The sequence below is a fragment of the Candidatus Clostridium helianthi genome, from assembly GCF_045310795.1.
Lineage (GTDB): Bacteria > Bacillota > Clostridia > Clostridiales > Clostridiaceae > Clostridium > Clostridium helianthi.
This window is the reverse complement of the sequence record NZ_JBJIAB010000001.1, coordinates 275615-289441: the sequence shown is the minus strand read 5'-3', so window position 1 is coordinate 289441 and position 13827 is coordinate 275615. Positions and strand designations below refer to the sequence as shown.

The 13827-nt window shown below is 29.6% G+C and carries 11 protein-coding genes; 7 read left to right on the top strand and 4 right to left on the bottom strand.

Annotated features, from left to right (window positions below; genetic code table 11):
- Positions 1 to 106: 106 nt before the first annotated feature.
- Positions 107 to 1117 (bottom strand): CehA/McbA family metallohydrolase, encoded by a 1011-nt coding sequence (locus ACJDTP_RS01320; protein ID WP_078116424.1) that lies wholly within the window; start codon positions 1115 to 1117, stop codon positions 107 to 109.
- A gap of 116 nt (positions 1118 to 1233) precedes the next feature.
- Here ACJDTP_RS01320 and ACJDTP_RS01315 point away from each other — a divergent pair, with 116 nt between their 5' ends.
- Both ACJDTP_RS01315 and ACJDTP_RS01310 read left to right on the top strand, forming a co-directional pair.
- On the top strand, positions 1234 to 1734 hold the full coding sequence (locus ACJDTP_RS01315) for a gamma carbonic anhydrase family protein (protein ID WP_406760265.1): 501 nt from the start codon (positions 1234 to 1236) through the stop codon (positions 1732 to 1734).
- A 208-nt stretch (positions 1735 to 1942) separates the two neighbouring features.
- Positions 1943 to 2779 (top strand): CvfB family protein, encoded by an 837-nt coding sequence (locus ACJDTP_RS01310; RefSeq protein WP_077844733.1) that lies wholly within the window; start codon positions 1943 to 1945, stop codon positions 2777 to 2779.
- 83 nt (positions 2780 to 2862) lie between these two features.
- Here ACJDTP_RS01310 and ACJDTP_RS01305 read toward each other — a convergent pair whose 3' ends face one another.
- Entirely contained in the window at positions 2863 to 4278 is a 1416-nt protein-coding gene (locus ACJDTP_RS01305; RefSeq protein ID WP_406760264.1) for a spore germination protein, read from the bottom strand.
- A gap of 705 nt (positions 4279 to 4983) precedes the next feature.
- Here ACJDTP_RS01305 and asnB point away from each other — a divergent pair.
- Positions 4984 to 6828, top strand: a complete 1845-nt coding sequence (asnB, locus tag ACJDTP_RS01300; protein WP_078116422.1) for an asparagine synthase (glutamine-hydrolyzing) — start codon at positions 4984 to 4986, stop codon at positions 6826 to 6828.
- Positions 6829 to 6984: 156 nt separating this feature from the next.
- On the opposite strand, the gene ACJDTP_RS01295 is transcribed toward asnB, so the two are convergent.
- Both ACJDTP_RS01295 and ACJDTP_RS01290 read right to left on the bottom strand, forming a co-directional pair.
- Positions 6985 to 7287, bottom strand: a complete 303-nt coding sequence (locus ACJDTP_RS01295; protein WP_011968378.1) for a hypothetical protein — start codon at positions 7285 to 7287, stop codon at positions 6985 to 6987.
- 155 nt (positions 7288 to 7442) lie between these two features.
- On the bottom strand, positions 7443 to 10055 hold the full coding sequence (locus ACJDTP_RS01290; protein ID WP_406760263.1) for a calcium-translocating P-type ATPase, PMCA-type: 2613 nt from the start codon (positions 10053 to 10055) through the stop codon (positions 7443 to 7445).
- Between the two features lie 319 nt (positions 10056 to 10374).
- On the opposite strand from ACJDTP_RS01290, the gene ACJDTP_RS01285 reads away from it, so the two are divergent.
- The 4 genes from ACJDTP_RS01285 (at position 10375) to ACJDTP_RS01270 (ending at position 13797) form a co-directional block, all read left to right on the top strand.
- Positions 10375 to 10794, top strand: coding sequence for a YaaR family protein (locus ACJDTP_RS01285; RefSeq protein ID WP_011968380.1), 420 nt, complete (start codon positions 10375 to 10377; stop codon positions 10792 to 10794).
- A gap of 609 nt (positions 10795 to 11403) precedes the next feature.
- Positions 11404 to 12402: an ABC transporter substrate-binding protein gene (locus ACJDTP_RS01280; RefSeq protein ID WP_406760262.1), complete on the top strand. Its 999-nt coding sequence runs from the start codon at positions 11404 to 11406 to the stop codon at positions 12400 to 12402.
- Positions 12377 to 13132: an ABC transporter permease gene (locus ACJDTP_RS01275; protein ID WP_023973470.1), complete on the top strand. Its 756-nt coding sequence runs from the start codon at positions 12377 to 12379 to the stop codon at positions 13130 to 13132. The genes ACJDTP_RS01280 and ACJDTP_RS01275 overlap by 26 nt, the downstream gene beginning before the upstream one ends.
- Entirely contained in the window at positions 13129 to 13797 is a 669-nt protein-coding gene (locus tag ACJDTP_RS01270) for an ATP-binding cassette domain-containing protein (protein ID WP_406760261.1), read from the top strand. The genes ACJDTP_RS01275 and ACJDTP_RS01270 overlap by 4 nt, the downstream gene beginning before the upstream one ends.
- The last annotated feature ends 30 nt before the right edge of the window (positions 13798 to 13827 follow it).

Sequence of the window (13827 nt, the reverse complement as noted above, 5' to 3'; positions counted from 1 at the left end):
CAAAAAAATCTTCATCATAATTCTAAAAATATTGCAAGAATTTTAGCTGTAATTGTGAATTGTGCACTGTGAATTGCAACATATATATTTAAGTATATAAACAATATTATTCTTGACCTCTAAAAATGGGAGAACTGATAGCGATTTTGTTATTGTCCAGTGTTATCTTTATTACATACCACGACTCAGTTTTTAGGGGCTCGTGAGAATACAAGTATTTTACTTTATTTAAATTCAAGTTAGATACTTTTTTTATTATAGTCCCACCTGTAGATATTATATCAATTTCTAATATTTTGTGATTAGGATCATGAGCAAAAATTGAAAATTGTAAATTATCATCTTCCATAGGTATTATATCGCCCATGAATTCATTATTTATTGTAAAGTACATAGTTAAAGTTCTGGATTCTGTTGAATAAGTGCGTCGTTTTCTAAAAGCATCGACTAGAGACTGAGTTGTAAGTTCTTCTGCAATTATACATGTTAAATTTTCATCGTCACCAAAGTTTAATCTATGATTATCCTGACCATTGATTGCGCCTAGTTTCCAGTTTTTATCGAGTAAATGGTAATAATATTTTTCATATCTTAAATACTTGTTTGGATAAGATCCATTTCCAACTTCTATTGAAGTTATTAGTTTATTTAAAATAGAGTTGTATTCTAAATATGTTATTGTTTTGTGAGGATGGTTAATTGAAATAAATGCATTAGGATTATTAAGCATCCATAAAACTAGTAATTGCATATTATTTACTGTTCCAGTAAAGAACCTATTTGGATTTACTACATTAATATCTCCAAATGGATTTGTTTTACTTTCAAAACCTACCACAGCTAAAAAGTTTTCATGTTTTTTATTATAACGAGCAGTTAAATATTTTAGCGCATCCCATCTACTTAGCTCAGAGCTTTTTACTTTTATTGTTTTTGTTAAATGATTATTATGGTCTGTTAAGATAAGGAAGTTAAGGCCATTATGTCGTGCATAATCAAATGCTTCAATTGGAGTTCCATGTCCAGTGGAAAAATTGCAATGAGCATGAGGAATTCCATAGTAAAAATTCAGATCATCTATATTAAGCTTATTTTTAGGTGATTTTTTTTTGCCCAAAGTTATTACCTCTAAAAATTATTTATAGTATATATTATTAAATAAGTTATTAAAATAATGACAATAACATAAAAGTAATGATAAAATAACTTTAGTATTTGATGAGGTGGTAATTATTGATAAAAAGTTTTAAAGATAAAGAACCAAATTTAGAAGGCGAATTATATATTTCAGAAACAGCAGTGATAATTGGTGATGTAACTATTAAGAAGAATGCAAATATATGGTTTGGTGCTGTTATAAGAGGTGATGAAGCATCAATAACTATAGGAGAAAATACAAACATCCAAGAAAATTGTGTGGTACATGTTGATTATGGATATAATGTAGTTATAGGAGATTGTTGTACTATAGGGCATGGCGCAATAATCCATGGATGCACCATTAAAAATAATGTTTTAGTAGGCATGGGATCAATAATATTAAATGGAGCAAAAATAGGCAATAATACAATTATAGGAGCAGGAAGTTTAATAACTCAAAATAAAGAATTTGAAGATGGCGTTTTGATACTTGGAAATCCAGCAAAAGTGATACGAAAGTTAACACAAGAAGAAATTGAAGGAATTAAGAAATCATATATAAGTTATCTGGAATTGAGTAAAGATTTCAAGTAATTTAGATTTAACATGTTTTGTATAAAGAAAAGATACAAGTTATTATCATATTGTATAGTAATAAATTTAAATTCAAGGTTCTAGTAAGGTGAGTACCCAATTGATGATAGCAATGTATAAAGTTAATTTCAATATATAGAAGACTCAAGAAAAGTAATAAAGAAGGTAACATCGATTAAGGTGTTATGACTAATGGAGGAAATTAAAAATGATATCAGTAGGGCAATATAGTAAATTAAAAGTAAGTAAAAAAGTAGATTTTGGATATTATCTTGAAGATAATTTTGGTGATGAGGTCTTACTTCCAAACAGTGCGGCAAAAGGACATGAAATAAAAGAAGGCGACCAATTAGAAGTATTCATTTATAGAGATTCAAAGGATAGGATGATTTCAACTCTAAAAAAACCATTATTAACAGTTGGAGAGATTGGTTATCTAGAAGTTGTAAGCCAGAATAACATTGGGGCATTCGTAAACTTTGGGCTTGAAAGAGACTTATTCGTCCCATTAAAAGAGCAAAGTTACAAGCTTAAAGAAGGAAAAAAGTATCTATTTTATATGTATGTAGATAAAACTGATAGATTAGCGGCAACTACTAGAATACACTCTTATTTAGATATAGCAGAAGAAGGTAAATATAAAGTTTCTGATGAAGTAAATGCTATAGTTTATGAAATAAATGAGAATGCGACCTTAAATGTTGCAATAGATGGTGAATATAGAGGATTAATATTAGCTAATGAACATTTTGAGTACATATATCCTGGTCAAGAAATAAAGGGAAGAGTTAAGAGAATTTATGAAGATGGAACTATTGGAGTTACAACAAGAAAGAAAAGGTTAGAAGCAAGAAGTGAATTAAGTGAAACAATACTTAACTATTTAAAAGCAAATGGTGGATTTATGCCTTATAATGATAAATCATCGCCTGAAGATATAAAAAGAGAATTTAATACAAGTAAAAATTATTTCAAAATGACTTTAGGCGGATTAATGAGAGAAAAACTAATTACACAGGATAAAGAGGGAACTAGACTTTTATAAGTGACAAATTAAAAGAGACAAGTGAAAATTTATAAATTAAAAGTGATAAGTTTTATGTTAACTTATCACTTTTTTTACATGACTTATTGTACATCGTTTGATATTCTTGTTCTGAATAATAAATTTTTAAGAGCTTTCCAGTTAAATGGTATTAAAGGATAAAAATATTTATCACCAGCTATTGTTTTCGTACTTCCCATAACTACTAGAATGAATATAATACCACCTAAAAATCCCCAGAAACCAAAGAAGCCACAAAGTACAAGTAAAATCATTCTTGCAAATTTTAAAGCAAAAGTCATTTCTATGCTAGGTTGAGTAAAGTCCCCTATGGTAACAATGGACATATATAATATAGACTGAGGAATAAACCAGCCTGTTTTTACAGCATAATCACCAAGGATTAAACCACCAATCAGAGACATTGCACTTCCAAGTGGGCTTGGTGTATTTAAACCGGCCAGTTTTAATATATCAACAGCAAATTCTAAAAGCATAAATTGTCCGAGCAGAGGTAAAGCAAATTCTTCTTGCGGTTTCAAGAAGTCAAAATAACTCGGTATAAAAATATTACCATTTACAATCATCAAATAGACTGGAGTTAATAATATGGTCGCTAACATTACGAAATTCCTAACAAGTCTTAAGTAGTTTCCAGTGAATAGTGGGAAGTAATAATCATTTACATCTTGTAAAAAATCAAGAATTCCAGTTGGAAGAATTATTACGTTTGGAGAATTATCCACAATAATAACTATTTTACCTTCAACTATATGTGCAGCTGCCACATCAGGTCTTTCTGTAAATCTTACCTTTGGAAATGGATTAAGCCAATTTTTTGTACACATTACATCAACTAAGCTTTGGTCAGAAAGCGTTAAGGCTTTTATATTTACTTTTGATATGCTATCAACGATTAAATTAAGAGCTTTTTTATTTGCTACTCCATCTATATATGCAATACATACATCTGTTTTTGAGACATCACCAACTTGGTGTATATCAAAAACTAGTCTTGGATCTCTTATTCTTCTTCTAATGAAACCAGCATTGAATACTAATTTTTCAATGAAGCCGTCTCTTCCGCCTCTTAAAGTTTTTTCCTTTTCAGGTTTTGATGAATCTGAGCCAGGATAAGTACGCAAGTCTAATAGAATAAATGAATCATAACCATCAATATACATTATTGTTTGGCCAGATAATAATGCGATTAAAATTTTGTCTAAATCAGTTTCAGTTTTAACAGATACGTGGGAAACTTTATTATTGATAAAGTCATCAATTGTTTTGTATGAATTCATTGTTTCAGGTGTTATCTTAAAGAAAGATTTTAATATTTCCTCCATGATAGCATCTTTAATAAAACCATTCAAAAAATATAAAACAGAGCTTCTTCCCCCAACAACAAATTTTCGTTCAACGATATCGAAACTTTTATCTACAACTAAATTTGAATGAATTAAGTCAATATTTGCTTGGTAATTGTTTGCAACATTCAATTATTTTACCTTCTCTCTATATTTAAATATACATATCTAGTATGTTACAGATAAGAAATAGTATTCATGTTTATCAAATATATAAGTTTATAATTCTTTATAGCATTTTTAGATGTAGAAGTTTTTGAATGTAATTTCACTTTCATAGGTGATGTACTTTTTATAAATAGGAAAAGCATTTTGGGGGACAGCGCACTTTTTTGTGCGTAAAGTTTTTAACTGTACTTGATAATCTCGTAATTGTGGTTCACGCTTTTTTTAGATATGAAATGATATTGGTTGAACTTTGTGCTTTTTTAGAGGTGAAATGATCATAATTGTGACTCGCACTTTGAGTACTTTTTATAAATGCGTAAAGATTATGATTGTACTTGATAAGTTCCTAATTGTGCTTCGCGCGCTCTTTAATTTTTAAATGGTCTTAATTGCACTTCGTGATTTCTTTAACTGTGCGTACTTTTTTTATGTAAAAAGATCTTAATGTGCTGTCGCACTTTTTTTAAAGTAAAAAAGATCTTAATGTGCTATCGCACTTTTTTCAAATGTGTAAAGATCTTAATTGTGCTATCGCACTTTTTATAAATGTGTAAAGATCTTAATGTGCTGTCGCACTTTTTTTAAATGTGTAAAGATCTTAATGTGCTGTCGCACTTTTTTTAAAGGTGCATATTTTAATAGTATCAATACTATTAGAAGGTGAAATGGATGTGCGGAATTGCTGGATTAGTAAATTTTAAAAAGAATATAGTACAAGATAAAGATATATTAAATAATATGATAAAGACTTTGGAGAAGAGGGGACCTGATGCAAAAGGATATTATATATCTCCAAATGTTTTATTAGGCCATAGAAGGCTTATAGTTGTAGATCCAGAAGGTGGATTGCAACCTATGACTAAAATATTTGAGGGTAAAAAATACACATTAGTTTATAATGGTGAGCTATATAATACTGAGGATTTAAGAAAAGAATTAAAGGCTAAAGGATTTACTTTTGATTCTTATTCAGATACTGAAGTATTGCTTACATCGTATATTTGTTGGGGGAAGGACTGCGTCAATAAGCTTATAGGTATATTTGCATTTGGAGTTTTTGATGAAGATAAAAGAGAAGTTTTTTTAGCTAGAGATCAAATGGGGGTTAAGCCATTATTCTACACTGTTCATGATAATACCCTTGTTTTTGGTTCTGAGATAAAAACTCTTTTAGCAGATCCAAGAGTTAAAAGAGAAATTGATATGGAAGGATTAACTGAAATATTTGGACTTGGACCTGCGACAATACCAGGAAGCGGAGTATTTAAGAATATAAAAGAAATTGCACCAGCCAATTGCTTATTAGTTTCAGGTGATGGAAATATTAAAAAGTGGGAATATTGGACAGTTGAAGCAAAAGAATTTCATGAAACAGCAGAAGAGGCAATAGTTCATGCGAGAGAATTATTAATAGATGCAGTAAAGAGACAATTAGTTGGAGATGTGCCTGTTTGTACATTCCTATCAGGAGGGCTAGACTCTTCAATTATATCAGCAATAGCTGCTGAGGAATTTAGAAAACAGGGAAAGAAGCTTACTACTTACGCTATTAATTATGAAGATAATGAAAAGTATTTTAAAGCATCATTATTTCAACCTACATCAGATGAATACTGGTCAGAAGAAATGGCAAAATTTATAAATAGTGATCATAGAAAAGTAGTTTTGAATCATTCAGATTTAGCAGCTGCATTAAGAGATGCTGTAATATCAAGAGACTTACCAGGTATGGCAGATATCGATTCATCAATGCTTCTATTTTGTAAAGAAATTCGCAAGGACTTTGTAGTTGGACTTACAGGGGAGTGTGCTGATGAAATCTTTGGAGGATATCCTTGGTTTACAAGGGATGAAATGTTCTATTTAGATACATTCCCATGGTCAAGATTTGTTAATGATAGAAAGGCTATAGTTAATAAGAAATTAAAAAATATGCCGTTAGAAGAATTAGTTAGAACACAATATGAAAAATCTCTAAGTAAAGTACCTCATCTTGATGGGGAGAGTAAGAGAGATTATAGGATGAGGGAAGTATCATATTTAAATCTAAAATGGTTCATGGTTCAGCTTCTTACAAGAAAAGATAGGACTAGTATGTATAATGGATTAGAAGCAAGAGTTCCATTTGCCGACATTAGATTGGTTGATTATGCGTTCAACTTACCAGCGGATGTAAAATTATATAAAGGCAGAGAAAAAGGATTGCTAAGAGCAGCCTTTGAAGGAATATTGCCAAATGATATTATATATAGAAAGAAGAGTCCATATCCTAAGACACATAATCCAGTTTATACAGATATTGTATGTAAGATGATAACTGAGATTTTGGATAAAAAATCTTCGCCAATTCATGAGATTATTGATGAAAATGTAGTTAGAGAGATAATATTAACAAAAGGAGAATCATATAAAGCTCCATGGTATGGGCAACTAATGACTGGACCACAATTGCTTGCTTTCTTAATTCAAGTAAATATTTGGCTCGAAGAATATAATGTTAATTTACTAATTTAATTTACAATTCACAGTTCACAATGCACAATCATGGGGAAAACTCCTTTGGAGTTTTAAAAATATATATTTAAAAATTTTGAAAATTTCATCCTTAATTGCGTATTGTACATTGTAAATTATGCATTAAAAAAGTTCTGCCAAATGGCAGAACTTTTTTTATATATATTTAAATTTTACAGATATTTCTTTAATTTCACCTTTTGAATTTTTTCTAATTGAAAATTGTTTTATGTCTTTAAAATCATTTTCTAATTGGTAAGTTAGTTCTGTAATAGTAGCTTTAGCTTTCTTAGTTAACCCACCATCTTCAATAATTTCAAATCTTGATTTTCTGCAAGTTGTTTCATCATTTTTATCATCAATAATTACATAATATTCAGGTGCTTCTTCTATGACCACATATTCTTTATTTAAAGTTAAAGTTGAACAAAGATCATTATCTATACATTTTATTATCATTTTAATACCTCCTAAATCCCTTTTATATGATAGATTGTACTATAGATATTGTCTTGTTTCAACTATAATTAGAAAGATAAAAAAAGTTTGTTAATATTCATAAAAAATGATCATTAAAATATTGTAATAAATGTAATATTTTAATTACCGAATACCTATCTATGATATTTAATTAACTTAAATATTTCATTAAGTAAAAATGGTATTAAAGAGATACATATTACTAGAAGCCAATCTCTGGCACTTAAAATAAATACATTAAATACATCAGCGAAGAATGGAATTATAATTATTAAAAATTGAATGCATATACCAAGTAAAATTGATAATAACAAATACTTGTTTGTGAATACTCCAAGCTTTAAAAGTGATTTTTCTCTGCTTCGCATTGAGAGTGAAAAAAATAATTGGGAGAAACTTAAAACCACAAAAGCTAAAGTTTGAGCATGAACCAGAGAACTCATATATAGATGTTCACCAAGGAGAAAGGCAACTAATGTTACACCGCCAATTAGCACACCATTTAAAGCTAGAAATAAACCCATGTGTTCTGCAAAAAGTGATTCTTTTGGATTTCTAGGAGGATGCTCCATTACGCTTGAATCCTTTGGATCTACACCAAGAGAAAGAGCAGGAAAACTGTCTGTTATTAAATTCACCCATAAAATATGAATTGGTAATAATGGTGGATCAAAATTTAATAGAATAGCTACAAACAAAGAAACTATTTCACCCAAGTTACAGGATAATAAGAATATTATAGCTTTTCTTATATTTGCATAAATATTTCTTCCTTCCTCTACAGCTTTTACTATTGTAGTAAAGTTGTCGTCAGTTAAAATCATATCAGCAGCACCTTTAGCGACATCAGTCCCCGTTATACCCATAGCAACACCTATATCAGCAGCCTTTAAAGAAGGGGCATCGTTAACACCATCGCCTGTCATAGATACAATGTTCCCATGAAACTTAAATGCTTTTACAATCTTAACCTTATTTTCTGGAGAAACTCTAGCAAATACTTTATAATTGTTAACTATTTTATTAAATTCTTCATCGCTATAGCTATCAATTTCGGCACCAGTCATGCACTCATTTATATTATTTGCAATTCCAAGTTCGCTTGCAATCGCAAAAGCAGTGTTTTTATGATCTCCAGTTATCATAATAGGAGTTATTCCAGCTTGCTTGCATAAAGCAATTGATGGCTTAACTTCTTCTCTAGGAGGATCTATCATTCCCATTAATCCTACGAAAGTTAAATCTTTTTCAAGGGAATCTATGCTGATACTTTCATCCTTTATGTCTTTATAGCTTAAACCGAGGACCCGTAAGGCTTCGTCAGACATTAAATTAGATATCTTTAATATTTCATCCTTTTTTTCTTGTGTAAAATCAATTATTTCTCCATTTAATAAGATTTTATTTGAAAGTTTAAGTAAATTATCAATAGCTCCTTTTGTGAAGACTTTAAAATGTGAATCGTATTTATTTACAGTAGTCATGAGTTTTCTATCGGAGTCAAAAGGAATTTCATCAACTCTTGAGTGATCTATGCTTAAATCTTCTTTATATAAGTCATATTTAATTCCCGCATCTAGTAAAGCTATTTCAGTAGGATCCCCTGTTTTACTACCATCTTTTGAAGTAGCATCATTGCATAAAATCATTCCTTCAAACAACAATTTGGTATCATTATCACCCAGATCGCAATTATCAATAGATACAAGTTTATTATTTATACAGCATTTTTTTATTGTCATTACATTTAAAGTTAAGGTTCCGGTTTTGTCAGAGCATATGATATTAACAGATCCTAAAGTTTCAACGGCTGGAAGTTTTTTTACTATAGAATTTTGTTTTATCATTCGCTGTACACCCATTGCTAGTACTATTGCAACAATTGCTGGAAGGCCCTCAGGAATTGCAGCAACAGCTAAGCTTATAGCTGTCAAAAGCATTTCGAACCAATCTCGTCCTTGAAACATCGATATGACAAAGATCAATATACAAATACCTACAGCTCCAAAGCCTAAAGTTTTTCCAAGAGATGCAAGTCTTCGTTGCAAGGGGGTAGTATTATCCTCTTCTTTATTTAGCATATCAGCTATTTTTCCTATTTGTGTATTCATTCCAGTATTTACAACAACACCAGTTCCACGTCCGTAAGTCACTAGAGTGGACATGAATGCCATGTTTATCATATCACCTATAGGAATGTTATTATTTGTAAGTGTGACATTACTATCTTTCTCAGCAGGGACAGATTCACCAGTAAATGCTGATTCATCTATTTTTAAATTGGCACTTTCAATTAATCGTAAATCAGCAGGGAGATACCTTCCAGCATCTAGTATAATAATGTCGCCTACAACAACCTCTTCAGAAGGTATTTCTTTTATAATACCATCTCTCTTAACTATGGCTTTTGGAGTAGATAGTTTTTTTAATGCTTCGAGCGATTTTTCTGCCTTAGATTCTTGAAAAACCCCTATTAAAGCATTTATTAAAATTACAAGCAGTATGACGATTGTATCACTATATTCGTGCATAAATGCAGAAATAATTGCTGCAACTAAAAGTATATAAATCATAACATCGTTTATTTGGGATAAGAATAGCTGACAAAGGCTCTTTTTACTTTGAGAAGCTAATTTGTTTTCTCCATATTTTTCAAGGCGCTCTTTTGCCTCTGATTCGGAAAGGCCAACATCAGGATTAACATTTAATTTTTGCAGAACTTCTTGTGAAGGTGCATCAAACCACATGGATAACATCACTCCATTCATAATTTAGTATATACATATATATATTAGAGGTTTAATGAATTTATATACATGGGAAAAAATGAAATATACATATCAAAATCAAATATTAAGTAGAGAAAATAACTGGATTTTGATATAATTAATTATATATATTGCAAAAATAATTCTTCATAATCATTTTAAAGACATTGCAAGAATTTTATCTGTAATTGTGAAATGTGAATTGCAACATATATACAATAGAGCGTAATTAGCTATTTTTAGAGTTTTAAACTTTTAGATAAACTTTATTTTTGAGTTAGGAAAGGATTGAATATACATGGAGATTGGTAGAGTGCGAAGAGGGACTGTAACTTCCGAGAGAAAAATTATTTCTGAAAAAAAAGATTTTTCTCAAAGTTTTAGTCAGGAAAGGCATAAAAAGTCAGAAGAACAGCTCAAAAAAATGATAGATGATATAAAAAAAAGGGGTAACAGACTAGTAACTACTAAGACTTATGTTGATGTAGTTATGTACAAAAAGATGATAAAAGAATATTTAGAATCGATACTAAAGTTCATGTATGAGACTAAAAAAGATATTAGCTTTTGGCAGACTCAGTATTTCGTAACGGTTGATACTGTTGATGGAAAACTTGAAGAATTAACAAAAGCACTCCTTTCTGATGAAAAAGATAATATAAATATAGCGTCAACAATCGATGAGATTCAAGGGATGATTGTTGATATATATAGATAATAAATGATATACGTATTGCAATAACATATTCACATTTGCAAGGTTATTAAGTTGATTCTTCAATCAAGATGGAAATGTGGAAATCCAATTTCAGTAAGTATATAAATGTATATTTTTTATAAATAGAAATATATTAGAACATGTTTAATAATTATTCTACATGTTCTTTTTTCGTTTTTAATCTTTATTGAAATTATAGATGACATAATCATAAACTATACTTAGACTATGAAATATCTTCTAACAAGAAATGAGTAATATACTTTTGTGGAATGTTTCATTGGTAATTTTGATGGAAGTGATTCTTTGGCTATAAGTTGTTCCAAATGTGCTAGTTCAAAGCTTGTTCTTTGAGGCTAGCACTTTGGTGCAACTTTATAGCCTTAGAATCACCCATCAGAATTACCTAGAAACTGGAACAAAAGTATGTTATTCATTTCGGTGAGATATACGCATAAGTATAGATTATAGTTGGATATCCATGCAGATTTGGTATTTCAATTTTAATATGTTATTATAATTAATAGTGAATATCAATTAATTAATATTACTAATAAGTATTTTGATTAATTCTTAATTTAGATATTAATATTTTTAGGGGGAATTAGAATGAAAAAAAAGGTATCATTATTTTTAATCATGATATTGTGTGTTTTTACATTTGCAGGTTGTGGCAGTAGCTCAAATCAAAGCAAATCTGAAGATAATAAGAAATCAACAAAAGATATTAGCTTTGTAACACCAGATGGGCTTACAGCTATAGCAGTAGCTAAACTTATAAAAGAAAAACCGGAAATTAAATCTGGATACAATGTTAATTATACTATTGAGCAAAACTCTGACAGCTTAGTTACAAGCGTTATGAAGAGTGAGCCAGATATTGCAATTGTACCTTCAAACGTAGCAGCAACTGTGTTTAACAAGAATAAGGAATATAAAATAGCAGGAACAGTTGGATTTGGATCATTTTATATAGGAACAACTAATCAGAATCAAAGTGTTGAAGATTTAAAGGGAAAAGAAGTTTACAATATTGGAAAGGGATTAACACCTGACATAATTACAAGAACAATACTTAAAGAAAAAGGTATTGATGTAGATAAAGAAATTAACTTCAGCTATGTGAATACAGTAAATGAGCTTGCACCAATAATTTTATCTGGAAAATCTGAATATGCAGTAATACCAGAACCAGCTTTATCAACTGTTCAGAGTAAAAATGATAAGTTTGATGTAATGCTAAATTTAAATGAAGAATGGAAAAAATTAAATGATTCTCAATATGGATATCCTCAATCAACAATTATAGTTAAGAAGGAATTGTTAGAAAATGATAAAGAATTTGTTTCAGAACTTTTAAAGCAAGTTAAAGATTCTGAAGAGTGGATATATAATAATAAAGAAACTGCTGGGGAGTATTGCGAAGAAATAGGAGTTTCGGCAAAGAAGCCAATAGTAGTGAAAGCTATTGACAGGTCAAATATAAAATACGTAGGCATAAAGGATTGTTATAAGGAATATGAAACTTATTTCAAAAAATTAAATGAATTTGATCCAAAAACAATAGGAGGAAGTATACCAAATGATGAAATATTCATGGAAAAGTAGATTATATACTTTACTATCATGTATATTTTTCATAGGGATATGGCAGCTAATTGCAGTAATAATAAATAATGACATATATATTCCAAGATTAGAACAAGTATTAGAAGCTATTAAGAATATTTTTGGTGATAAAAATTCGTTAAAGATAATTTTTAGCAGTTTTTACAGGACTACGACTAGTTATGTATTAGCTTTGATTTTTTCAATGATTTTAGGGGTGCTCGCAATAGTGTATCCCTTTTTCAAGTATTTAATGGAGCCTGTAAATTCATTTAGCAAGACAATTCCAACTATGGTGTTAGTAGTTCTTTCATTGGTGTGGTTTGATAAGGATAGTACACCATTTGTTGCAGGATTTGCTATCATTTTTCCAATCCTTTATGAAGGTATACGAAATAACCTTTTGCAAATAGATAAAAAAATAATCGATATGACGAAGATATATGAAGTAAGCCTAAAAAACAAGGTCAAAAAGATCTATATTCCAACTATGAAATTTTATTTTATGAGCATCTTTGTATCGACATTTTCATTGACTTTTAAAGTTGTAATTGCAGGAGAAGTATACGGGCAGCCAAAGTTTGGGATAGGATCACAGATACAAGTAGAAAAAGTTAATTTTAATACTCCAGGGATTTTTGCATGGATTGTAATTATTGTCATTGTATCTCTAGTTTTAGAGTTTTTAAATAAGTTATTAAGGAAAAGAACATATAGGTGGTCCAAATGAATATAAGTATTAAAAATCTAAATAAGTCATATGGAACTGAGAAAATTTTTGAAAATTTCAACATAGATTTTTGTGACGATAAGATAAATTGCATAATAGGAAAATCAGGGTGTGGAAAGAGCACTCTTTTAGATATTATAGCAGGTCTAATAGATTATCAAAGTGGAGATATAAGCGGTGTTTCATTAAATGATATAAGCTATATATTTCAGGAAGATAGGTTAATTGAGTGGCTTACAGTTAAAGAAAACTTAGAAATTGCATTAAAAAGGTATTTCAAGGATTCTGCTTTAGAGAATAGAATTGATGAAGTATTAAATTTAGTTGGAATTTATGATACAAAAAACAAATATCCAAATGCACTTAGCGGAGGAATGAGACAAAGAGTTAATATAGCAAGAGCATTTGGAAAGCCATCAAAGGTCATTTTAATGGATGAGCCTTTTAAATCTTTAGATTATAAGTTGAAATATGCCATAATTGATGAATTTAAAAATTTATTAGACAAAGAAAAAAGAATGGTTATATTGGTTACTCATGATCTAGATGAAGCTATATATTTCCGAGGGAATATAATAGTATTTAACAATAGACCAGTTAAAATAGCAGGAACATTCAGTGATAATTTAGATAAATGTAAGGAAGAAATTTTAAATATAATATAAAAGTTATATAGTAGGGATGCACTACTAGTA